Source organism: Bradyrhizobium sp. DN3, from assembly GCF_041357655.1.
Classification (GTDB): domain Bacteria; phylum Pseudomonadota; class Alphaproteobacteria; order Rhizobiales; family Xanthobacteraceae; genus Bradyrhizobium.
This window is the reverse complement of record NZ_JAULLN010000018.1, coordinates 106,289-128,681: the sequence shown is the minus strand read 5'-3', so window position 1 is coordinate 128,681 and position 22,393 is coordinate 106,289. Positions and strand designations below refer to the sequence as shown.

The 22,393-nt window shown below is 64.4% G+C and carries 25 protein-coding genes; 10 read left to right on the top strand and 15 right to left on the bottom strand.

The annotated features are described in order from the left end of the window. Positions 1–72 precede the first annotated feature (72 nt). The 3 genes from AAE027_RS25395 to AAE027_RS25385 all read left to right on the top strand — a co-directional run bounded on the left by AAE027_RS25395 (position 73) and on the right by AAE027_RS25385 (position 4,529). Complete coding sequence (locus tag AAE027_RS25395) at positions 73–1,611, top strand: YifB family Mg chelatase-like AAA ATPase (RefSeq protein ID WP_370989009.1); 1,539 nt, start codon at positions 73–75, stop codon at positions 1,609–1,611. Between the two features lie 99 nt (positions 1,612–1,710). After that, positions 1,711–2,178: a hypothetical protein gene (locus AAE027_RS25390; protein WP_370989010.1), complete on the top strand. Its 468-nt coding sequence runs from the start codon at positions 1,711–1,713 to the stop codon at positions 2,176–2,178. A gap of 125 nt (positions 2,179–2,303) precedes the next feature. Further along, positions 2,304–4,529, top strand: coding sequence for a PAS domain-containing hybrid sensor histidine kinase/response regulator (locus AAE027_RS25385; RefSeq protein WP_370989011.1), 2,226 nt, complete (start codon positions 2,304–2,306; stop codon positions 4,527–4,529). 39 nt (positions 4,530–4,568) lie between these two features. Here AAE027_RS25385 and AAE027_RS25380 read toward each other — a convergent pair whose 3' ends face one another. The 8 genes from AAE027_RS25380 to hisB form a co-directional block, all read right to left on the bottom strand. Further along, entirely contained in the window at positions 4,569–4,865 is a 297-nt protein-coding gene (locus AAE027_RS25380) for a hypothetical protein (RefSeq protein WP_244551021.1), read from the bottom strand. Between the two features lie 105 nt (positions 4,866–4,970). Beyond that, positions 4,971–5,927, bottom strand: coding sequence for a type I pantothenate kinase (coaA, locus tag AAE027_RS25375; RefSeq protein ID WP_091882557.1), 957 nt, complete (start codon positions 5,925–5,927; stop codon positions 4,971–4,973). Positions 5,928–5,948: 21 nt separating this feature from the next. After that, positions 5,949–6,275 carry a phosphoribosyl-ATP diphosphatase gene (locus AAE027_RS25370; RefSeq protein ID WP_008539706.1) on the bottom strand — a complete coding sequence of 109 codons (327 nt, stop codon included), beginning with the start codon at positions 6,273–6,275 and terminating at the stop codon, positions 5,949–5,951. Positions 6,276–6,355: 80 nt separating this feature from the next. Then, positions 6,356–7,129, bottom strand: coding sequence for an imidazole glycerol phosphate synthase subunit HisF (gene hisF, locus AAE027_RS25365; protein ID WP_091882560.1), 774 nt, complete (start codon positions 7,127–7,129; stop codon positions 6,356–6,358). Positions 7,130–7,139: 10 nt separating this feature from the next. Further along, entirely contained in the window at positions 7,140–7,880 is a 741-nt protein-coding gene (gene hisA, locus AAE027_RS25360; RefSeq protein WP_370989012.1) for a 1-(5-phosphoribosyl)-5-[(5-phosphoribosylamino)methylideneamino]imidazole-4-carboxamide isomerase, read from the bottom strand. Continuing rightward, positions 7,868–8,518 (bottom strand): imidazole glycerol phosphate synthase subunit HisH, encoded by a 651-nt coding sequence (gene hisH / locus AAE027_RS25355; RefSeq protein WP_370989013.1) that lies wholly within the window; start codon positions 8,516–8,518, stop codon positions 7,868–7,870. The genes hisA and hisH overlap by 13 nt, the downstream gene beginning before the upstream one ends. Continuing rightward, positions 8,515–9,045: a DUF2628 domain-containing protein gene (locus AAE027_RS25350; protein WP_370989014.1), complete on the bottom strand. Its 531-nt coding sequence runs from the start codon at positions 9,043–9,045 to the stop codon at positions 8,515–8,517. The genes hisH and AAE027_RS25350 overlap by 4 nt, the downstream gene beginning before the upstream one ends. A 63-nt stretch (positions 9,046–9,108) precedes the next feature. Next, positions 9,109–9,702, bottom strand: coding sequence for an imidazoleglycerol-phosphate dehydratase HisB (gene hisB, locus AAE027_RS25345; RefSeq protein WP_091882569.1), 594 nt, complete (start codon positions 9,700–9,702; stop codon positions 9,109–9,111). Positions 9,703–9,914: 212 nt separating this feature from the next. Here hisB and hslV point away from each other — a divergent pair, with 212 nt between their 5' ends. The 5 genes from hslV (at position 9,915) to AAE027_RS25320 (ending at position 14,443) form a co-directional block, all read left to right on the top strand. Beyond that, the gene (hslV, locus tag AAE027_RS25340) at positions 9,915–10,475 is read left to right on the top strand and encodes an ATP-dependent protease subunit HslV (protein WP_091882572.1); all 561 of its coding nucleotides are present in this window, start codon (positions 9,915–9,917) and stop codon (positions 10,473–10,475) included. A 187-nt stretch (positions 10,476–10,662) separates the two neighbouring features. After that, positions 10,663–11,148 carry a GNAT family N-acetyltransferase gene (locus AAE027_RS25335; protein ID WP_370989015.1) on the top strand — a complete coding sequence of 162 codons (486 nt, stop codon included), beginning with the start codon at positions 10,663–10,665 and terminating at the stop codon, positions 11,146–11,148. Then, complete coding sequence (locus tag AAE027_RS25330) at positions 11,145–11,762, top strand: DUF2585 domain-containing protein (protein ID WP_370989016.1); 618 nt, start codon at positions 11,145–11,147, stop codon at positions 11,760–11,762. The genes AAE027_RS25335 and AAE027_RS25330 overlap by 4 nt, the downstream gene beginning before the upstream one ends. 53 nt (positions 11,763–11,815) lie before the next feature. Continuing rightward, the gene (hslU, locus tag AAE027_RS25325) at positions 11,816–13,120 is read left to right on the top strand and encodes an ATP-dependent protease ATPase subunit HslU (RefSeq protein ID WP_091882581.1); all 1,305 of its coding nucleotides are present in this window, start codon (positions 11,816–11,818) and stop codon (positions 13,118–13,120) included. Between the two features lie 198 nt (positions 13,121–13,318). Beyond that, positions 13,319–14,443 (top strand): hypothetical protein, encoded by a 1,125-nt coding sequence (locus tag AAE027_RS25320; protein WP_370989017.1) that lies wholly within the window; start codon positions 13,319–13,321, stop codon positions 14,441–14,443. A gap of 166 nt (positions 14,444–14,609) precedes the next feature. On the opposite strand, the gene AAE027_RS25315 is transcribed toward AAE027_RS25320, so the two are convergent. From AAE027_RS25315 to AAE027_RS25305, 3 genes are read right to left on the bottom strand one after another with little or no spacing between them, the layout of a single operon-like run. Then, positions 14,610–15,200, bottom strand: coding sequence for a Smr/MutS family protein (locus tag AAE027_RS25315; RefSeq protein WP_370989018.1), 591 nt, complete (start codon positions 15,198–15,200; stop codon positions 14,610–14,612). After that, entirely contained in the window at positions 15,197–16,813 is a 1,617-nt protein-coding gene (gene mltA / locus AAE027_RS25310; protein ID WP_370989019.1) for a murein transglycosylase A, read from the bottom strand. Before mltA ends, AAE027_RS25315 begins: the two co-directional genes overlap by 4 nt. Beyond that, on the bottom strand, positions 16,791–17,486 hold the full coding sequence (locus AAE027_RS25305; protein WP_370989020.1) for a Tim44/TimA family putative adaptor protein: 696 nt from the start codon (positions 17,484–17,486) through the stop codon (positions 16,791–16,793). Before AAE027_RS25305 ends, mltA begins: the two co-directional genes overlap by 23 nt. 414 nt (positions 17,487–17,900) lie before the next feature. On the opposite strand from AAE027_RS25305, the gene secB reads away from it, so the two are divergent. Further along, positions 17,901–18,386, top strand: a complete 486-nt coding sequence (secB, locus tag AAE027_RS25300) for a protein-export chaperone SecB (protein WP_091882589.1) — start codon at positions 17,901–17,903, stop codon at positions 18,384–18,386. Here secB and dnaQ read toward each other — a convergent pair. Genes dnaQ through AAE027_RS25280 form a run of 4 tightly spaced genes read right to left on the bottom strand, consistent with a single transcriptional unit; the run spans position 18,383 to position 21,209 of the window. Further along, positions 18,383–19,099 carry a DNA polymerase III subunit epsilon gene (gene dnaQ / locus AAE027_RS25295; protein WP_091882592.1) on the bottom strand — a complete coding sequence of 239 codons (717 nt, stop codon included), beginning with the start codon at positions 19,097–19,099 and terminating at the stop codon, positions 18,383–18,385. The genes secB and dnaQ overlap by 4 nt on opposite strands. A gap of 30 nt (positions 19,100–19,129) precedes the next feature. Beyond that, positions 19,130–19,729, bottom strand: a complete 600-nt coding sequence (gene coaE, locus AAE027_RS25290) for a dephospho-CoA kinase (protein WP_370989094.1) — start codon at positions 19,727–19,729, stop codon at positions 19,130–19,132. A gap of 23 nt (positions 19,730–19,752) precedes the next feature. Further along, positions 19,753–20,361 (bottom strand): Maf family protein, encoded by a 609-nt coding sequence (locus AAE027_RS25285; protein ID WP_370989021.1) that lies wholly within the window; start codon positions 20,359–20,361, stop codon positions 19,753–19,755. A gap of 8 nt (positions 20,362–20,369) precedes the next feature. Beyond that, positions 20,370–21,209 (bottom strand): pyruvate, water dikinase regulatory protein, encoded by an 840-nt coding sequence (locus AAE027_RS25280; protein WP_091882598.1) that lies wholly within the window; start codon positions 21,207–21,209, stop codon positions 20,370–20,372. A 524-nt stretch (positions 21,210–21,733) separates the two neighbouring features. On the opposite strand from AAE027_RS25280, the gene hemJ reads away from it, so the two are divergent. Further along, a complete protein-coding gene (gene hemJ / locus AAE027_RS25275) occupies positions 21,734–22,156 on the top strand; it encodes a protoporphyrinogen oxidase HemJ (RefSeq protein ID WP_091882604.1) in 423 nt (140 codons plus the stop codon). The last annotated feature ends 237 nt before the right edge of the window (positions 22,157–22,393 follow it).

Genomic DNA, 22,393 nt, shown 5'->3' with positions numbered 1-22,393 from the left:
CCGTATTGTTCTTGCGAAGGGCGCCAGGCTCTGCTACCCCTAATTGCGCGAGAGGGCAGGCTGGTTCGAGCAATGGTTCAGCGGGTTTCTACCGTCGCCTTTGAGGGGATCGAGGCCCGTGCGGTCGACGTGCAGGTGCAGGTCGCCCCGGGCCTACCGGCCTTCGCCATCGTGGGCCTGCCGGACAAGGCGGTGTCGGAGGCGCGCGAGCGGGTCCGCTCGGCCCTGATCGCCTCGGGGCTGGCGCTGCCGGCGCGGCGGATCATCGTCAATCTGGCGCCGGCCGATCTGCCCAAGGAGGGCAGCCATTACGACCTGCCGATCGCGCTCGGGCTGATGGCGGCGATCGGCGCGATCCCGCCGGATGCGCTGACGGGTTTCACGGTTCTGGGCGAGCTCGGCCTCGACGGGTCGATCGCGCCGGTCGCAGGGGTCCTGCCCGCCGCGATCGGCGCCAATGGACGCGAGGAGGGCCTGATCTGCCCGGCCGTCTGCGGCTCGGAGGCGGCCTGGGCGAGCCCGGACATCCAGATCATCGCCGCACAATCGCTCATTCAGATCGCCAACCATTTCAAGGGCACGCAGGTGCTGTCGCGGCCCTCACCGAAGGTACATGAAGCCGCCGCCTCATCCCTCGACCTGCGCGATATCAAAGGCCAGGAGAGCGCCAAGCGGGCGCTGGAGATCGCGGCCGCCGGCGGGCATCACCTCTTGATGATCGGTGCGCCCGGCGCGGGCAAATCGATGCTGGCGGCGCGCCTGCCCTCGATCCTGCCGCCGTTGTCGCCGAGCGAATTGCTCGAAGTCTCCATGATCGCGTCCGTCGCCGGCGAGATCGAGGGCGGCGCGCTGACCGCGCGGCGGCCGTTCCGCTCGCCGCATCATTCCGCCAGCATGGCCGCGCTCACCGGCGGCGGCATGCGCGCCAAGCCCGGCGAGATCTCGCTGGCGCATCAGGGCGTGCTGTTCCTCGACGAGCTGCCCGAGTTCGATCCGCGCGTGCTGGATTCGCTGCGCCAGCCCTTGGAGAACGGCGAGGTCGCGGTGTCGCGCGCCAATCACCGCGTCACCTACCCTGCCCGCTTCATGCTGGTGGCCGCAATGAATCCCTGCCGCTGCGGCAATGCGTTCGAGCCCGGCTATGCCTGCAAGCGCGGCCGCATCGACCGCTGCACCGGCGACTACCAGGCGCGCATCTCCGGTCCCCTGATGGATCGCATCGATCTGCGCATCGAGGTGCCGGCGGTGACGGCGGCCGATTTGATCCTGCCGCCGCCGGCGGAAGGCTCCGCCGAGGTCGCCGCGCGCGTCGCAGCCGCACGCGACATCCAGCTCGCACGCTATGCCGATGCCGGCCTGCCCCACGTCCGCACCAATGCCGAGGCGCCGGCCTCGGTCCTGGAAGAGATCGCCAAGCCGGATGCGCAGGGCGCCAAACTGCTGCGCGACGCCGCCGAGACCATGCGGCTGTCGGCGCGCGGCTATCACCGCGTGCTGCGGGTCGCGCGCACGCTGGCCGATCTCGACAACGCCGACAAGATCGGCCGCTTGCACCTCGCCGAGGCCCTGTCCTACCGCGCACTCGCGGAGGATGCGCGCCAGTTGGCCTGATCATTCCGCGCATCAACCCGGCGGTAACGAGTTTCCTTTACGCTCTGCAAACCATAAGGCCCAACGAGTTCTCCAAAGGGCCCGGGCGAGTAGAGTGTCATGTTGCGTTTCAAGATCCTGGCCTCGGTTGTCCCCCTGTTGGCAGCGGCGGTGTTCGCCCGCGCCGAGATCGGATCGGTCTCGCATCCCTGCATCGCCCTGGGCGAGACCTCGGTCGAGCTCACAACTCTGTTCTGGACCGCCGGCGTGCACGTCGCCTTCACCGAGGATCCCGCGCAGGCCACGGTGCGGGTTCAGGTCACCGACGATGCGGACGCCGCCGATTTCGCGGTCGTGGACGACGGCCTCGGTTCGGAATCGGAAACCTGCCAGGCCACTCCGTCGACGCGTCTGGTCTCGATCGCAGCGCAGCCCGTCGATGGCGCTCAGGTGATCTATCTCTCTACCGAAGGGCCGGCCGATTACCGCATCTATGTGCGCTCGAAGACGTTCTCGCAGCGCGAGGCAGCGGCACTGATCGTCGGCGCCCGCGGCGGCCACCGCCAGCTCCAGGCCGCCTCGCTCTGAAGCATTAACGCCTCGTCAACCCTGTTTGGAGGCGGCGCCGAAGCCTCAAACTGTTCGCAAGGTCGAGGCGACATCGTCGCACACGGCGAGCGCGGGGTTTCGGACAAGAGTCGGGGTCGGTGGTCATGGGTCGGACGTTCCGGATCAAGGTGCGCATGCGCCGCTTCAGGCGACAGCATCCCCGTATCGCTTTCGCGATCCGTTCCTTCATGATCTTCTCGGCGACGTTCGGCGCCGCCTATGGCTTCGTCTCCGGCAGCCGGTCCGAGAATTCCGGCTACGATCCGAATGCGTTCGCGATTGGCGCGAGCTTCCTGTTCGCCCTCGCCTGTCTCGGCCTTGCGACGCTGAGCATGCGGCTGCGCTTCGTCAACAAGCGGCTGCGCACGCTCGCCGCCCACAACGAGACGCTGATCGACCGCAATTGGGAGCTGAAGGAAGCCGAAGAGCGCGCCCGCAGCCTGTTCGAACAGCAGGGCGACCTGATCGTGCTGCGCGACACAAACGGCCGCATCACCTTTGCCAATGACGCCTATTGCGCGCTGGCCGGACAGCCACGTCGCGCGCTGGTCGGCACCCGCTTCGATTTCGACGTGCTGGAGCAGGGCGACAGCGCGCGCGAGAGCAGCGGCACGCGCGTTCACGACCAGAGGATCGCAACCCCGCTCGGCGCGCGCTGGATCGCCTGGCGCGAGGGCTATGTCCGCCTCGATGCCGGACAGCCCGCCGAATTGCAGAGCGTCGGACGTGACGTCACCGACCGCACCGAGACCGAACGCGCTTTGTCCGAAGCGCGCGACCAGGCCGATGCCGCCAACCGCGCGAAATCGCGCTTCCTGGCGATGGCCTCGCACGAGATCCGCACGCCGCTGAACGGCATCATCGGCATGGGCGGTCTCTTGCTCGATACCACGCTGACGCCGGAGCAGGCGACCTATGCCAAGGCGGTGAAAACCTCCGGCGAAGCCTTGATGACGCTGATCGAGGAGCTGCTCGACTATTCCAAGATCGAAGCCGGCAAGCTCGATCTCGAGCAACGTCCCTTCGCCTTGTCCACGCTGATCGAGGAGATCACCGAGCTTCTGGCGCCGCGGGCACAGGCCAAGACTCTCGAGATCGCGTCCTATATCGACGAGCGCCTGCCGCTCGAGGTGGTGGGCGATGCCGCGCGGCTGCGCCAGGTGCTGCTCAACCTCGCCGGCAATGCCATCAAGTTCACCGCGCGCGGCGGCGTCGCGCTGATCGTCGAGCCCGGCATCTGGCCGAACGAGATCAGCTTCCTGGTCCGCGACACCGGCATCGGCATCGCGCCGGAAGCGCAGTCGCGCATCTTTCGGGAGTTCGAGCAGGCGGACGAGCGCGTCGCGCGCACCTATGGCGGCACGGGGCTTGGCCTTTCCATCAGCGAGCGCATCGTCAAGCGCATGGGCGGCCGGATCACGCTCACGAGCGAACCGGGCAAGGGCTCGACCTTCGAGGTCGCGGTGCCACTGGCCCCGTCACAAGCCGGCGCCGGACAAACGGCATTCCCCAGCCCCGATCTCGCCGGCAAATCGCTACTCCTCGTTGCCGAGGGCATCGAGGCTTCGCTGATCGCGCGGCGCCTGGAACGCTGGGGCGGCCAGACCTGCATGGTTGCGGATGCGGCGGTCGCCGAGGCGCTGCTGCCGGAGCGTTCATGGCACGCCATGCTGGTCGATCGCGCGATCGGTCCTGCCGCTGCCGACCATCTCGGCGAAGCGGCGCGGGCGCATGCGATGCAGCGGCTCGTGCTGCTGACGTCGAGCTCGCGCCACGAGAAATTCTCCCCGGCCTTCACCGGATTCCTGGTGAAGCCGCTGCGCGCGGCCTCGCTCGCCACACGCCTCGCGCTAACGCCGGAGGTCGCCTCGCCCGATCTCGCGCCGGAGCCGGTGGCAGAATCCACCAGCGCAACGCAGGCGAGGGGCTTTTCGATTCTCGTTGCCGAGGACAACGAGATCAACGCATTGTTGATGCGCTCGCTGCTCACCAAACTCGGCCATCGCGTCGTCATCGCCGTCCATGGCGAAGCGGCGCTCGAATCTTGGCTCGCCGCTTCATCGGCCGGCACGCCCTATGACCTCGTGCTGATGGACATCCAGATGCCGCAGCTCGACGGCATCGAGACGACAAAACGCATCCGCGCACATGAGGCAGCCACGGGTCGCCAGCACACGCCGATCCTGGCGCTCACCGCCAATACGCTGGTCGAGGACCGCTACGCCTGCTTCGAGGCAGGCATGAACGGATTCCTGATCAAGCCGCTCGACCGCGAGAAGCTGGACGAGGCGCTGGCCGGGCTGGCCCCGTCCCGGCACCTGGCAGTCTGATCGCGAATCTCATGGGAACCTGAGCCCGGCCGGCGCCAGCTATGGTGCGGGGCAGGCCGGGAGCCGAGCATGCCCCGTGTCGTCCGGCGGGACGATCGTTCCTTCATGAGCAGTAAAACGCGGCGCAGCGAGCTTATCAGGCGGCGTTTGGGGGCCCTTGAATATGGTGTCCGTCTTTGCCGCGCGCTTGCAATGTGGGCACACGAAGAGATGCGCGATGATCGGGGTCGGCTCGTCCGCGAGCAGTTCGGAGCGGAACCACTTCATCTCGATATGGCAGTCCGGGCAGATCGGCGCTTCAAGCTGCTCCGCGGCGCTTCTGAGACGATCAACCATGCTGCCTCCCAGCCGTTTTTGAAGGCATAGCGGAATACCGATTGTCGGTCAGCAACAAAAGACACTCAGCCCGGACCAGCCACGGACCCATGTTCACCGACGTGATTACAGCCGCCTGAGCGCCACGCTCTCCACCGTGTGGTCGGCGCCCTTTTTCAGGATCAGCGTCGCGCGTGGACGGGTCGGCAGAATGTTGTCCTCGAGATTAGCGAGGTTGGTGCGTTCCCAGATCGCGATCGCGGTGGCGGTCGCTTCCTCGTCCGACAACAGGGCGTAGCGGTTGAAGTAGGATTTTGGATTGGTGAAGGCGGTGTCGCGCAGCGCCAGGAAGCGCTTGATGTACCATTGCCGCAGCGCCGCCTCGTCGGCATCGATATAGACCGAGAAGTCGAAGAAGTCGGAGACCACAGGCACCGCCTTGCCGTCACGCGGCAGCTTTCCGGTCTGCAGCACGTTGACGCCTTCGACGATCAGAATGTCGGGCCGATCGATCTCGGCCCACTCGTTTGGCACGATGTCGTAGGTCAGATGCGAATAGACCGGCGCGCGGACGTGCCGGCGGCCGGATTTGATGTCGGAGAGGAAGCTGAGCAGCAGCGGCAGATCATAGCTGTCCGGAAAACCCTTCTTCTGCATGATGCCCTGCCGCTCGAGCACCGCGTTGGGATACAGAAATCCGTCGGTCGTGATCAGTTCGACCTTCGGCCGCGGCGACCAGCGCGCCAACAGCGCCTGAAGCACGCGGGCCGTGGTGGATTTTCCGACGGCGACCGAGCCGGCGACGCCGATGATGTAGGGCACTTTTCGGTCGCGGATATTGAGGAACTGGCGCTCGGCGTAATACAGGCGCTGCATGGCGTCGACATAGATCGACAACAGGCGCGACAGCGGCAGGTAGATGTCCTCGACCTCCTGCAAGTCCAGGCGATCGTGCAGCGAGCGCAGCCGGTCGAACTCGCCCGGCTCCAGCGTCATCGGCGTGTCGTCGCGCAGCCTGGACCACTGCTCGCGCGTATAGACGCGGTACGGATTATACTGCTGCTCGGGTGCGCGGATATCCATGACGCGATCTTTCCACCTCGGCTAGTTGCCGCTCTTGCGCGACGCCTTTTCTTCCAACCCTGACATCGACGTCCGCTTGTCCAGCGCGGCCTCGACCTCCTCCAGCTTTACGCCGCGTGCCTTGAGCAGCACAAGGAAATGGTAGAGCAGGTCGGCGCTTTCGGCGATCAGATGCGCGCGATCGTTTTCGACTGCTGCGATTACGGTTTCGACTGCTTCCTCGCCGAACTTCTTGGCGCAATGCTCGGCGCCCTTGTCCAGAAGTTTGCGGGTATAGGAGGCCTCGCCACCGGATGCCGCGCGGGCATCGATGGTCTCGGCCAGATCGTGGATCGTGAAACGCGGCATGCAGACTACTCGGAAAACGCGATCCGGCCGAACGAGCCGGTCTCTACCGGCTCGTGTACCACTTTTATGAACGGGAGTCGTCAGGCATCGAGGCGCATGGGCAGTCCGCAGCGGGCCATGTGCTCCTTGGCTTCGCGGATGGTGAATTCCCCGAAGTGGAAGATCGAGGCGGCCAGCACGGCGGTTGCGTGCCCGTCGCGGATACCGTCGACGAGGTGGTCGAGATTGCCGACGCCGCCGGAGGCGATCACCGGGACGGAGACGCTGTCGGCGATCGCCCGGGTCAGCGGAATGTCAAAACCCTGCCGGGTGCCGTCGCGGTCCATCGAGGTAAGCAGGATTTCACCGGCGCCGAGCGAGACCACTTCCTGGGCATATTCGATGGCGTCGATGCCGGTCGAATTGCGTCCGCCATGGGTGAAGATCTCCCAGCGGTCGCCGCCCGGACGCTTGACGCGTTTGGCGTCGATCGCCACCACCACGCACTGCTCGCCGAACTTCTCGGCGGCTTCCTTGACGAACTCGCGCCGCGACACCGCGGCGCTGTTGATCGAGACCTTGTCTGCGCCGGCGCGCAGCAGCGTCTTGATGTCGTTGACCTCACGCACGCCGCCGCCGACCGTGACGGGCATGAAGCAGGCTTCCGCCGTGCGCCGGACCACATCCAGCATGATGCCGCGGTTCTCATGGGTCGCGGTGATGTCGAGGAAGGTGAGCTCATCGGCCCCGGCGGCATCATAGGCGATCGCGGCTTCGACAGGGTCGCCGGCATCGCGCAAATCGACGAAGTTGACGCCCTTGACGACCCGGCCGTCCTTGACGTCGAGGCAGGGGATCACGCGCACCTTGAACATGTGTCAGCTCCTAGTGCGCGTTGCGGATCAGGGTGAGGGCGGCGGCGGGATCGAGCCGGCCGTCGTAGAGCGCACGGCCGGCGATCGCGCCGGCGAGCTTCTTGGCCCGCGGCGTCAGCATCGCCTTGACGTCCTCGATCGAGGCGAGGCCGCCGGAGGCGATCACCGGAATCGAAATTGCGTCGGCGAGTGCGATGGTCGCATCTAGATTCAGGCCCTTGAGCAGCCCGTCGCGCGCGATGTCGGTGAAGATGATGGCGGCAACGCCGGCATCCTCGAAACGCTTTGCGATCTCCAGCACCGTGACCTGCGAGGTCTCGGCCCAGCCTTCGACCGCGACCTTGCCGTCGCGGGCATCGAGACCGACCGCGACGCGGCCGGGGAATTTCTTCGCCGCAGCCTTCACCAACTGGGGATCGCGCACCGCGGCGGTGCCGATGATGACGCGGGTGATGCCCTTGTCGAGCCAGGCTTCGACGGTGGCGAGATCGCGAATGCCGCCGCCGAGCTGCACCGGAATCCTGATCGTCTTCAGCATCGCCTCGACGGCCTCGGCATTCACCGGCTTGCCGGCAAAGGCACCGTCGAGGTCGACGACGTGGAGATACTCAAAACCCTGCGCGGCAAAGCTCTGCGCTTGCGCCGCGGGATCGAGGTTGAACACGGTCGCCCGCGCCATGTCGCCTTGCTCGAGGCGCACGCATTGGCCGTTCTTGAGGTCGATCGCGGGGAAGAGGATCACGGTTTCCATCGCAAAAAGTTCGAGATCAGGGCCAGGCCGAAACGCTGGCTTTTCTCGGGGTGAAATTGCGTGCCAATCGCGGTGTCCTTCGCGACGATCGCGGTGACAGGGCCGCCGTAATCGGCGCGCGCGAGCACGTCCGCCTCGTTCGTGGGGTTGAGGTGATAGGAGTGCACGAAATAGGCGTGCTGGCCCTTAGGGCCAAGCGGCAGCTTGGTCAGCACCGGATGCTCGCGCAGCACCTCGAGTGTATTCCAGCCCATGTGCGGGATCTTCAGGTTCTCGTCGCGCGGCGTGATCTTCTCGACATCGCCGCCGATCCAATTCAGGCCGTCCGTCGTGACATGCTCCTTGCCGCGGCTTGCCATCAACTGCATGCCGACGCAGATCCCGAAGAAGGGCCGCGCCTTGACGCGCACCGCTTCCGTGATCGCCTCGACCATGCCGTTGACGGCATCAAGTCCGCGCCGGCAATCGGCGAAGGCGCCGACGCCCGGCAGCACCAGACGGTCGGCGCTGTAGGCCTGGTCCGGATCGCTGGTAACGAAGACCTTTTGAGGGTTGTCCAGGCCGCGCGCGGCGCGCTCGAAGGCTTTCGCGGCGGAATGCAGGTTGCCGGAACCGTAATCGATGATGGCGACGCTCATCTTGACCCTCCCGGTTCTGGAAACAACCCAATGATGCCGCCCGCCGGCAATGGCGGCGGGTTCGAGAATTGCTGACCCGGTACGCTGCGCGTCGGCGGCGGGCCGCCGCGATCGACGGCCCATTGATCGTTGACGATGCCGTGCTGCTTCTGGCTCCAGCGCTCGAAGAAGCGGTGCTCGGCGGTGTCCTCTTTGTCGGCAATCACGACGTCGAGCTGCCGCCACTTGCCGCGCGACAAGGTCCAACGGCGCAGGCTCGAGGCCTCAAAGCCCATCAGCAGGGCGATAATGAGATCCGCGTAGAAGATCGACGAGCGCCCGAGACCGAGGCTGGACAGCCCCGCATTGAACGCGGCCACAAAGATCAGCCAGCCGATCAGCGCCAGCCACAGCCGATTCCACAGCAGCCAGATCGGGCCGAAGATCATCGCCCAGAAATGGAAGCCGTCGCGCACGAAGACGAACTTGTCGGTGGCACGCAGATCGGCTCCGGCAGGAGAGGGAGCATGAACCGTGTAGACAGGCATGGTGATGCCCCGTTCTCTGAATTCAGTGATACCGGAGGCGGCGCCCGCCGCCGGACCGAGACGTCAGCCGCCGAGCGAGCCCTTGGTGGACGGGATTTCGCCCACAGCCTTCGGATCGATCGCGACCGCAGTGCGCAGCGCCCGCGCCAGACCCTTGAAGCAGGACTCGGCGATATGGTGGCTGTTATCGCCATATAGGGTCTCGACGTGAAGAGTCACGCCGGCGTTGATGGCGAAGGCCTGGAACCACTCGCGCACCAGCTCGGTGTCGAACTCGCCGATCTTGTCGCGGGGGAAGTCGGCCTTGAACACCAGGAACGGGCGGCCCGAGATGTCGATGACGACGCGCGACAGCGTCTCGTCCATGGGCATGTGCACGCCGGCATAGCGGGTGATGCCCGCCATGTTGCCGAGCGCCTGCTTGACCGCCTGGCCGAGCGCGATGCCGGTGTCTTCGGTGGTATGGTGATGATCAATGTGCAGGTCGCCCACCGCCTTGACCGTGAGGTCGATGCGGGAATGGCGGGCGAGGAGATCGAGCATATGGTCGAAAAAGCCGATGCCGGTCGCGATATTGGCCACGCCGGTGCCATCGAGGTTCACGGTGACCTCGATGTCGGTCTCCTTGGTCTTGCGCTTGATCGTCGCGGTGCGCATCAAAACTAGCTTTCATCCTAGTTCGGGGCCGAAAACGCCGGTCTTTTAACAGCCAAATGACGCCTTCGCTACTGCGGGAACGGGTAGCCGGGCCTCTACTTCTGCCTATGGTGAGCGAATTAGGCCCGGAGCGGCCCGTTGTGCGCCGGTTGTCCGCCGGTTGTCCCCTTGGCCCCGACCGCCTAAATCAGGCCCGACAACGAGGATCATTCATGCAGGTTTCCCAGAACAGCTCGCCGGGCTGGCACGGCACCACGATTTTGACGGTCCGCAAGGGCGGCAAGGTGGTGGTCGGCGGCGACGGCCAGGTCTCGATCGGCCAGACCGTGATCAAGTCCAACGCCAAGAAGGTCCGCAAGCTCGGCAAGGGCGACGTCATCGGCGGCTTTGCCGGCGCGACCGCCGACGCCTTCACGCTCTTTGAGCGGCTGGAGAGCAAGCTTGAGCAGTATCCGGGGCAGCTGACCCGCGCTGCGGTCGAGCTGGCCAAGGACTGGCGCACCGACCGCTATCTGCGGCGGCTGGAGGCCATGATGATCGTGGCCGACAAGGACGTCTCGCTGGTGCTGACCGGCACCGGGGACGTGCTCGAGCCCGAGGCCGGCGTGATGGCGATCGGCTCCGGCGGCAATTATGCGCTCGCCGCGGCCCGCGCCCTGCTCGATACCGACAAGGACGCCGAGACCATCGTCCGCCGCTCCCTCGACATCGCCGCCGACATCTGCGTCTACACCAACCGGAATGTGACGATCGAGAGCCTGGCGACAGGGTAGGGCCTACCTGTGACTCAACGGCGGGGCACCGGACTGGCTGCAACCTCTCCCGCTTGCGGGAGAGGTTGCGCCGAAGGCGCGGGTGAGGGCTTTCTCCTCTGGGGGATTGTCCCATTGCGGAGACACCCTCTCCCCGACCCTCTCCCGCAAGCGGGAGAGGGGGCGCAGTGCCACCGTGGTCGATAGGATGGCCCTAAGCTACACCTTCCGCCCGATGACAACGGCCGACCTGCCGCTGATCCGGTACTGGCTGTGCCAGACGCATGTGCGGGAATGGTGGGGCGATCCCGACGAGCAGCTTGCGCTGGTCAGCGGCGACCTCACTGAACCCGCGATGGACCAGTTCATCGTGTTGGCCGGCAACAGGCCCTTCGGCTATCTTCAATGCTACCGCCTGACCGCCTGGAATACGGGCTTCGGGCCGCAACCGGAGGGCACGCGTGGGATCGACCAGTTCATCGGCGAAAGCGACATGATCGCGTGCGGCCATGGCTCGGCGGTCATTCGCCAGTTCGTCGAGGCGCAGCTGCGGAACGGGGTGCCGCGGATCGTCACCGATCCTGATCCGCTCAACGCGTGCGCGATACGCGCCTACGAGAAGGCGGGCTTCGTCCGCGACCGCATGGTCGAGACGCCGGATGGACCGGCGGTGTTGATGGTGCGTGCATCGTGACGCTGACGAGCACGCAGCAGAGCAAGGTCGCGGTACCGCCGCTCGCCTGGGTCGGCATCGCGCTGCTGCTGCTGGCGCTGCAGGCCTCGATCCTGTTCGCGATGGGACGCGTGCCGATCTGCACCTGCGGCACGATCAAGCTGTGGCATGGCGTGGTGAACAGCTCGGAGAATTCCCAGCAGATCGCAGACTGGTACAGTTTCTCCCACGTCCTGCACGGCTTTCTGTTCTACGGTTTGACCTGGCTGCTGTTTGCGCGACTGCCCTCGCTGCCTTTGTCATGGCCAGCGCGGCTGATCATCGCCATGCTGATCGAAGGCACCTGGGAGACCGTCGAGAACTCGCCGTTCATCATCGAACGCTACCGCGCCGGTACGATCTCGCTGGACTATTACGGCGACAGCATCGTCAACTCGGTCTCGGACACGGTCTTCATGGTGCTGGGGTTCCTCGTTGCCCGTGTGCTGCCGGTGTCAGTAACCATTCTGATCGGCCTCGCCTTCGAAATCATGCTGGCGCTCCATATTCGCGACAATCTGACACTCAATATCCTGATGCTGATCCATCCGGTCGACGCCGTGAAGCAATGGCAATCCGGTCCGCCGATCATCTGATGGCCGAAAAAAGCGGCTTGTCCCAGCCCGCATCTGACCCTAGCTAAGGTGCCATGACAGACTTCTCCCCCCGCGAAATCGTTTCCGAACTCGACCGTTTCATCGTCGGCCAAGCCGATGCCAAGCGCGCCGTCTCGATCGCGCTGCGCAACCGCTGGCGGCGGCAGCAGCTCGAAGGCTCCTTGCGCGAGGAGGTGCTGCCGAAAAACATCCTGATGATCGGCCCCACCGGCGTCGGCAAGACCGAGATCGCGCGACGGCTCGCCAAGCTCGCAAATGCACCGTTCCTGAAGGTGGAAGCGACCAAGTTCACCGAGGTCGGCTATGTCGGCCGCGATGTCGAGCAGATCGTGCGCGATCTCGTCGAGGTCGCGATCGTCCAGGTGCGTGAACGCAAGCGCAAGGACGTGCAGGCGCGGGCGCAGCTCGCGGCCGAGGAGCGTGTGCTCGATGCGCTGGTCGGCGCCAATGCCTCTTCTGCGACCCGCGAATCCTTCCGCAAGAAGCTGCGCGCCGGCGAGCTCAACGACAAGGAAATCGAGATCGAGACGCAATCATCCGGCGGTGGCATGCCGATGTTCGAGATCCCCGGCATGCCGGGCGCGCAGATGGGTGCGATCTCGATCGGCGACATCTTCGGCAAGCTGGGCGGCCGCAGCAAGACGCGGCGACTGACCGTCGAGGGCTCGCACGAGATCCTCGTCAACGAGGAATCCGACAAGCTCTTGGACACCGAGCAGCTCACGCTGGAGGCGATCAGCGCGGTCGAGAACAACGGCATCGTGTTCCTGGACGAGATCGACAAGATCTGCGCCCGCGACGGCCGCGTCGGCGGCGACGTCTCCCGCGAGGGCGTGCAACGCGATCTGTTGCCGCTGATCGAGGGCACCTCGGTCTCGACCAAGCACGGCGCGGTCAAGACCGACCACATCCTGTTCATCGCCTCCGGCGCCTTCCACGTCGCAAAGCCGTCCGACCTGCTGCCGGAGTTGCAGGGCCGCCTGCCGATCCGCGTCGAATTGCAGGCGCTGACCCGCGACGACATGCGCCGCATCCTCACCGAGCCCGAAGCCTCGCTGATCAAGCAATATGTCGCCTTGATGCAAACCGAGGGCGTGACGCTCGACATCACCGATGGCGCGGTCGATGCGCTGGCAGACGTCGCCGTGGCCGTCAATTCCGCCGTCGAGAACATCGGCGCGCGGCGGCTCCAGACCGTGATGGAGCGGGTGCTGGACGAGATCTCCTTCACCGCCCCCGATCGCAATGGCGAGACCGTCCGGGTCGATGCCGACTACGTGCAGAAGCACGTTGGCGACCTCGCCAAGAATGCCGATCTGAGCCGGTTTATTTTGTAATTTTGCCCCGGCGCTGTATCTATTCCGCCGTCGTCCTGGCGAAAGCCAGGACCCATTACCCCCGGCGGTCCTTGTTGAAACAGATGGCGACTCCGATCTCGGCTCAAACGACCTTCTGTGGTTATGGGTCCCGGATCAGCGCTCGCTATGCTCGCTTGTCCGGGACGACGGCGGAGTTTTATGCGCGGCAAGTACCAAATGCCCGCTAGCCTCTGGCAAAACCCCTGGCGGGTGCTGCTCGCGATCAACGCCGCCGTCCTCGTCGGTGTCTTCGTCCACAAGATCCAGCTGCCGCCTTACGTCCCCTATATCCACCTCCTCGTCGACTACCATTTCGGCTTCATCAAGCGCGCGCTGATCGGGGCGATCGTCGCACTGTTCACGGCGAAGGTGCCGGTATGGCTGGTGTTCGCGCTCGGCGGCGTGACGTGGCTGGCGACGCTGGGGCTGTACGCAACGCTGTTCCAGAAGACGTTCGGCTTCACCGCGAAGACGCTGCCGCTGTTCGTCTTCACCGCGGGCTCGCCGTTCTTCCTCAAGAACTTCATGCATACGCTCGGCCATTTCGACATCTATGGCTGTGCGCTGGCGATCGTCCTCTTGCTGATGCCGGCGGGCTCACTGCTGTTCGTGGCGACGGCTGCGCTGTTCTCGATCGTGCTCGTGTTGATCCATCACATCCATCTCTTGATGTATGTGCCGACGATCATCACCATCGTCGTGATCAGGCATTACCTGGCTTGTGGCTGCAATCGCACCAACATCACGTTCGGTTTCGCCGCCTTTGGCCTCGTCTCCGCGCTGTTCTTCGCGGCGCAGTTTCTGGGAACGATGCCGATCCCGGAAGCGGATTTCGTCGCATATCTCAAGAGCCGGATGGCCGATTCATCTCGCACCGATCTGCTGCAGTTCAGCTACATCTGGTATCAGCCGCTGGCGAAGGAGGTTGCCGACACCTGGGGCCGGCTGCCGCACAACATTCTCGGCGTGCCCGTGTTTGCGCTACTGATCTGGCTGCACACGCCGTTGTGGCGTTATTTTGCGAGCCTGATCGGCACGCTCGCCAGCGAGGCGCATCGCCGCCTCGTGATCGCAGCCCTAATCGGCGTCAGCCTTGCCTATCTCGTGATGTTCGCGATGGTGTTCGACTATTCGCGCTGGATCTCGAACTGGGCGGTCTGCATGTTCCTGATCCTGCACGCGGTGAAGATGCTTCCCGCTGCGCGGCAGACGCCGCCGATTCCGGTCGGGGATCGGAAGACGACCATCTTCGGCCTGATCCTCACGCTGATCCCGCGCGTCGGAATCATCCGGCCGTTTTAGGCGGTGTGCTCCCTGTCCCGCTTGCGGGAGAGGGCTGGGGTGAGGGTGTCTCCACAGAGGGATTCCCCAAGACGAGAGAGCCCTCGCCCGCCGCGCTTTCGGGCGTCGACCTCTCCCGCAAGCGGGAGAGGCAAGAGAAGTCCGCGCTCGCAATTGTCCGGCCGTTCTAGACCCTCGGCCGCCGAATCCGCACATACAGCGCACCTTGGCCACCGTGCCCGATATGGGCCTCCTCGAAGCCGACGACGAAGGCGCGGAATTCCGGCAGGCTGAGCCATTCCGGCACCTGGCGGCGCAGCACGCCGCTTTCGCCGCCGCTGCGGCCCTTGCCGGTGATGACGAGGACGAAGGTCAGGCCGTCGTGATGGGCGCGGTGCAGGAAGCCGGTCAACGCACGATGGGCCCGCGTCTGGGTCATGCCGTGCAGGTCGAGCCGCGCTTCGATCTCGCTGCGCCCACGCGACAGCTTTGCGCGCTCGCGTTTGCCGAGCGGCGCCAAGGGCGGCATGGACGGTTTTGCGACGCGCGGCACCGGCGCAGCGGCGACCGGCCTTGCGGGCGGCGCGGGTCTTGCGGACGGCGACGTCGGTGCTGGCTCACCGCGCGGCGCGGCCGGCGCCTTCGCCACGCGAGATTTCCTCAGCGGCTTGACCTGTTTTGCAACATTGTCCCACAGCGCGCGCTCCTCCTCGCTCAGCGCACGGCGGCGCGGTGAAGGACGCGGCTCCAGCACGGGCGGACGGGACGATCGCTTCATTGCTGCGGGTGGGAACGACGATACACGCGCTTGCGCTGTTCGCGGTCGGGCTTGATGTTGGGACGCGGCTCCGGCAGCGGCACTGGGCTTGCCACCGCAACGGTGGCGTCCTTGGCTTGTGGCACGGCAGGCGAGGGCGCGCCAGCCTTCACGGATTCAGGCTTGCCTGACTCAGCAGCTTTCGCCGCAGCCGTCGCGTTCTTCGGATCCTTCGCCGGGTCGGCCTGCGGAAACAGCTTTGCGATCTTCTCCGAGGGACGCGGGTCCGGCACCGGTAGCCTCGCGCCGCGCGCGCTGGGATCGAGGCCCCTCGGCACCAGCATCACGAAATGCATGGGATGGCGCAGCCGCCCGGAGACGCGGCCGGCATCCGCGCCGGCGCCGAAATAAAGATCGGCGCGCGCAGGTCCGATGATGGCCGAGCCGGTGTCCTGCGCGATCATCAGCCGGTGGAACGGTGTCTTGGCGCGTTCGGAATCGATCGGCAGCTCGCCCTCGATGAAGAATGGCGTGCCGTAGACGTGCAGCGACTTGTCGACCGCGATCGAGCGGCCGGCCGTCAGCGGAATGCCCTGCGCACCCACCGCCTCCTCCTTGTCGGACAAATTGACCTCGCGGAAGAAGATGTAGGCGCGGTTCTGGCGGCGCAGCTCCTTGGCGCCCTCAGGATTCTGCGTCATCCATTCCCTGATCTTCTGCATCGACATCTCTTCCTTCGGAATGATGCCGCGCTCGATCAGAATGCGACCGACCGCCGTGTAGGGATAGCCGTTGTAGGCGTCGTAATTGAGCCGGACCGTGCCGCCGTCGTCGAACTTGATCCGCGCCGAGCCCTGGATCTGCGCGAACAAGAGATCGGTGGGGTCCTTGAGCCAAGCGATCTCCAGCCCGCGGCCGGCGATCTTGCCGTCCTCGATCTCGCCGCGGTCATAATAGGGCACCAGCTTGCGGCGGCCGATCTTGCGATAGACCGGGCCCTTGTTGGGCAGGCTGACCGCGTCCTGCTTGTAGCCGCGCACGAACAGATTGGACGGCCGGCGATAGACCGGAACGTTGTAGACGTCGGTCTGCGTCCGCGATCCCTCCAGCACGGGCTCGTAATAGCCGGTGACGAAGCCGTCGGGCTCGCCGAGGCGCGAGATGCGCAAGGGCGAAAAATTGTCCTCGAAGAAGGTTTTTGCTTTGGCGTCGTCGGTGAGCGCGAGCGATTTGGCGGCCCGGCAGGGCTCGCTCAGCGAGGCGCCAAGTGCTTTGGATTCGGCTTTGGATTCGGCTTTCGGCTCGGATGCGCCGGTCTGCGCGTTGATCGACCGGCAGCTCGCACGGAAGGTCTTGTAGGCGGCGAGATGATTGTCCTCGCTCCAGCCCTTCACGTCCGCCCAGGCCAGCGGCAGATATTGCGCGCCGGGAATCTCGAACGGCAGGGGAAGCTGCGGATAGGGCAAGGCCCGCGGCGGGGCGGCAGGCAATGTCGGAGGATGATGGTGGTGGCTGCGGTAGTGGCGCCGCGCCGCTTCAGCGCCGAGCGAAAACGACGACAGCACGACGACACCTGCGCAAAGCGCCGTCGCGCTGTTCTTCAAGAAGATCTTAATTCGCGCTTCCGGTGCCAACCAGCTTCCAGTTCGGATCGCGAGAGGAGGTGTCGCGGGCGAAAGTCCAGATGTCGGTGATGTCGGCGACCGTGTCGGCGCTGCCGTCGACGATGTTGCCGGCCTTGTCGCGGGTGACCGAGATCATCTGCGAGACGAAGCGTACGGTGAGCTGGGCGGTGCGGTCGCGCAGCTCGGCGCCGACGAGCTCAGCCTTGTCGATCGAGACAAAACGCGTCTCGGTCTTCTGCTCGTTCTTTTCGCGCTCCTTGATCGCGGCATCGAAGCTCTCATAGACCTCCGACGACAACAGGTCGCGCAGCGCGCGACGGTCGCCATTGGCAAAGGCCAGCACAATCATCTCATAGGCGCCGCGGGCACCCGAGATGAAATGGCGCGGGTCGAAAGTGGAATCCTTGTCGACGATGGCGTCGAGACCCTGCGCGAGCGGGGTGCCCGGCTCGGCCAGGCCCTTCCAGCGGTCGGCGGGCGGGGCCGGCTCGGCCGTCGGCGCCAGCGGGGCCTGGTCGATCACCTTGCCCGGCATGGTCACGACGTTCTTGTCCTGGGCACCCTGGAGCGCATTGCGGTCGAACGGCGGCCGTTCGTTGCCGGTGCGCTGTCCCAGCACGCTGCGCAGCCGCAGAAAGATAAAGACCGCCAGCGCCAGGAAAATGATAGTGTAGATGTCCACGTCGTATTCGCTTTCTGGTCTTTGCTTTGGGTCTTCGATTTGAGGTCGTCGCCGGGAAAATCAATCCGGCCAGTAGACCGTTCCATACCGAAACGGCAAGTCTACATCACCATTTAGGTCCGCGCGTCTGGTCCCTGGGATGTAGGCACGAAATCTTGCCCGGCCAATGGCGCCTTTTGGCACAGCGCTGAGTGTAGCGCGTTTTATGCTTAAGGGGAAACCCGATCGTGCCCGGAAATCGCGCTTGTTCAATCGTTTAGGGCGCAATTTCGCGCAAAAGACCGGGGTGAAGGGCACAGGTGCGGGCGCGGCTCCGATATCTCACCCGGGGTCGTTCGTCCTTGTGGAATGAGGCGGCCCTATGTTAGCCAACCGCCGCGAAATTCAGCCCAAATCGGGTAAGGAGAGACTTTCATGACCAACGGTAACGGCACCCCTCCCGAGGCGGCCCAGGCTCCCCAGCTCAACGTGCTGGCGCAATATACCAAGGACCTCTCGTTCGAAAATCCGAACGCGCCGAGCTCGCTCCAGCAGCAGAGCCAGCCGCCCCAGATCAACATCCAGATCAACGTCAGCGCCAACAACCTCAGCGAACAGGAGTTCGAGGTGACGTTGTCGGTCGAAGGCAAGGCCGAGGCGGCGAGCAAGGTGATGTTCTCGTTCGAGCTCGCCTATGCCGGCGTGTTCCGGATCGCCAATGTGCCGAAGGAGAATTTGCATCCGCTGGTCATGATCGAGTGCCCGCGCCTGCTGTTCCCGTTCGCGCGCGAGATCATCGCGACCGCCGTCCGCGACGGCGGGTTCCCGCCGCTGATGCTGGATCCGGTCGACTTCGTCGGTCTCTATCGTCAGAACATGGAGCGGCAAATGGCCGCTCAGGGCCAAGCCGGTCAGGCCTAACCGGCCGCCACGGCAGCTGGAGCGGGCAGGTACTCGTTCCAGATCGCCTTGTCGCCAAACGTTGCGATGAAGGCCCGGTGGGCCTCGCGTTCGGCATCGGAAACCCGCGGCGCAAGCGGCACCAGGCGCTGTCGCCGCGGCGCTTCGCCGGTCGCACTGACGCGAATCTCCTCGGTATCCGAGGCAAGCAGCAACTGCGACTGCCGCGCCCCGACCAGATCGACATAGACCTCGGCCAGGAGCTCGGCGTCGAGCAACGCGCCGTGCTTGGTGCGGTGTGAATTGTCGATCGCATACCGCGAGCAGAGATCGTCGAGCCGGTTCGACACGCCGGGATGCTTGCGCCGCGCCAGCAGCAGCGTATCGACCAGCCGCTCGCGCGGGATCGCCGCGCGCTTGATCCGATCGAGCTCGGCATTGATGAAGCTGATGTCGAACGAGGCGTTGTGGATCACCAGCGGCGCATCGCCGATGAATTCCAGAAACTCGTCGACGACCTCGTGGAACAGCGGCTTGGTCGACAGGAATTCGGCCGACAGCCCGTGCACTGCGAAGGCCTCCGCCGGCATGTCCCTTTCAGGATTCATGTAGCGGTGGAAGGTTTGTCCGGTCGGCATGCGGTTAAATATCTCGACACAGCCGATTTCGACCAGGCGATCGCCGCGGAGCGGATCGAGGCCGGTGGTTTCGGTATCGAGAACGATTTCGCGCATGATTGAGATGGCCGTGCAAAAATCGGCGAATCAGGCTCGCCGCTGCGGCATCTTAACGACCTCGGCCAGGATGTGCTTGATTTGAGCACGCACCGGGTCCAGCCCGTTTGAGGTATCCACCACGAAATCGGCGCGCTTGCGCTTTTCGGCGTCGGGCATCTGCTTGGCGATGATGGCGTCGAGCTTTGCCTCGTCCATCGTGCCGCGCGCCAGCACCCGCGCGCGCTGAAGTTCCGGCGAGGTCGAGACCACGACCACGGCGTCGACCCGTTTCTCGCCGCCGGTTTCGAACAGGAGGGGAATGTCCAGGACCACGACGGGGACCTTGGCCGCTTCGGCCTCGGCGAAGAATTTTTTGCGGGACTCGCCCAGCATTGGATGGACGATCTGCTCGAGCTGCTTGATCGCGGCGGGATCGTGCACGACGCGCGCGGACAGTTTGGAGCGGTCGACCTTGCCGTTGATGGTCGTGCCGGGGAAGGCAGCCTCGATCGCGGGAGCCGCTTCGCCCTCATACAAGTGATGAACAGCGGCATCGGCGTCGTAGACGGGAACACCAGCCTCCGCGAACAATTTCGCGGTGGTGGATTTGCCCATCCCGATCGAGCCGGTCAGTCCGAGGATCCGCATCAAGGCCCAGCCATGTCTGTCGTTCACACCGCAACTAGCCGCTCGCGGCGCAGGAACGCAAGCAGCGGCAGCAGCGGCAGGCCGAGAATGGTGAAATGGTCGCCCTCGATGCGCTCGAACAGATGAATACCCAGCCCTTCGAGCTGATAGCCGCCGACACTGGTCGCGACGGCGTCACCGGCGGCATCGAGATAGGCTGAAAGCTGGGCCTCGGTCATTTGCCGCATGGTCATGCGGGCTACCGAAACATCCTCGAAAACAATCTTTCCGTCGTGCGCCACCGCCACCGCTGAATTCAGCTCGTGGCTGTTGCCGGCGAGATCACGCAACTGCGCCATCGCCTCGGGACGACCGGCGGGCTTGTTAAAGAGGCGCTCGCCGAGAGCCAGGGTCTGGTCGGCGCCGATGACGTAGCTGCCCGGATGAAGAGCCGAGACGGCCTTCGCCTTTTCACAGGCCAGCAGCAGAGCAATTTCGCGCGGGTTTGAAAGTTTCGACGCAGCCTGAAGGCCGCGTTCGTCGATGTCAGCCGTCACGCTCTCGAATTCGAAGCCAGCATTCGCCAGCAGCGTCTTCCGCGCGCTGCTTTGCGAGGCCAGGATCAACGGAGATGTGCCGCGCCACAGACCCATTGCGAGAACTATTCCGAGGGCCGGTTGCGCTGGCGATCGGTGTAGAGCTTCATGATCGCCGCGGCGGTTTCCTCGATCGAGCGTCTTGTGACATCCAGCAGCGGCCAATCATGCTTGGCGCTGAGCTTGCGTGCGAACGCAACCTCCTCGGTGACCGATTGCTTGTCGGTGTAGGTGTCGCTGCCGGACTCGGCTCCCATAGAGAGCAGGCGATTCTGACGGATCTGAATCAGGCGTTCCGGCGTTGCATGCAGGCTGACGACCAGGGGCCGCGTCAGCGTTTCCAATTGCGAGGGCACCGGAATGCCCGGAACCAGCGGCACGTTGGCGGTGCGGATGCCGCGATTGGCGAGATAGATCGACGTCGGCGTCTTCGAGGTGCGGGACACACCCACCAGCACCACGTCGGCCTCGTCGAGACCTTCGACATGCTGGCCGTCGTCGTGGATCATGGTGTAGTTCAGCGCATCGATGCGCTTGAAATATTCCGCATTGAGCACGTGCTGGGCGCCGACGCGACCCGTGGTCGCAGCGCCGAGATACGCTTCAAACAGCTGCATCACCGGGCCGATGATGGACAGGCTCGGAACGTTGATCTCCTTGCACTTGTTCTCGAGCCTGAAGACCAGATCCTTCTCCAGCAGCGTGAACAGCACGATTCCCGGCGCCTCCTCGATCTCGTCGAGCACGCGATCGAGCTGCTTCTGGCTGCGCACCAGCGGATAGACATGCTCGACCGGCGTCACGTTGGCATATTGAGCCGCGACCGCGCGCGCCACGGTGATGAGCGTCTCGCCCGTGGAGTCGGAGACCAGGTGCAGATGGAAATAGTTGTTCGAGGTCGGCACAAAAACTCTTTGAGTTTTGGTGGGGCAGTTTGTGGATTTCTGTGGAGCTTAACCTCTCGGAAAGGGATGTGCGACACCAGGGACGGGACAACGGCCAATTTTCTTCACACCGCTGCCTGTCAGAACAAGTTTGCCGGCCGTCCGGCGCGGAAACAGGATTGCGCGGACAACCCTCTTGATAAGCTGCCGACAAGCGGGCGCAAGCCCCTGAGCTCGGGTCACTTATTTCGACGGCCCAGATCGGCACAGGATATGTTGATGGATGTGAACAAGCGCGCGTGAAGCGGCGGACCGAATTGTGTGAGTCCAATCCACGGTCACAAAGACTCAAACCTTAAGATTCTAAAATTTTTAGGTTTAGAAGAGCCGAGCACGCGGATATGTGTGTGCGCCCAAATCTATGAATGAATTCTTACCGGACACCTTCCATCCACTGTTCGGTGAGCAGAAAGCGGTTTCGAGCAGAATGGATCCCGGTTCGCGTCGGCAAAGCGGGTCGAAAACAAGAATGGGAGGCTGCCGGCATGTATGAGTGGATCAAGGCGCTGCACGTGATCGCCGTCATCTCCTGGATGGCGGGCATGCTCTATCTGCCGCGGCTGTTCGTCTATCACTCCGAGGCCGAAATCGGATCGAAGCAGTCGGAAACGTTCAAGGTCATGGAGCGCCGGCTGCTCAAGGCGATCATCAATCCGGCCATGATGGTCACCTGGCTCGCCGGGCTCTATCTCGCCTGGTCCGGCCATTGGTTCAGCTCCGGCTGGTTGCACGTAAAACTGGCACTGGTCCTGGCAATGTCCGCGGTCCACGGCTTTTTTTCCCGCTGGCTAAAGGATTTCGCCGCCGACCGACGCCCGCGGACCCAGAAATTCTATCGAATTATCAATGAGGTGCCGACCGTCCTGATGATTTTCATCGTGATCATGGTGATCGTGAAGCCGTTCTAGGCAAGGCGCGCGACGAATCGCTCAGCGCTTCGGCTTGCGGAGCAGGAAGCGATTTTCTATATTATCGATATCCCACCCAACGCAGGCGGATGTGGTTGTGTCCGAGCTTTCCAGAGGCCGGACACCGCATCAGGTTTGAAGCCTCACCGGCACTCACCTTGCCAGACCTGCGGACCTTACCTGCACCTGCTCGCGTCCGCATTTCAGAGCCACCTCGCACCCCCTTCCAAGGTTACC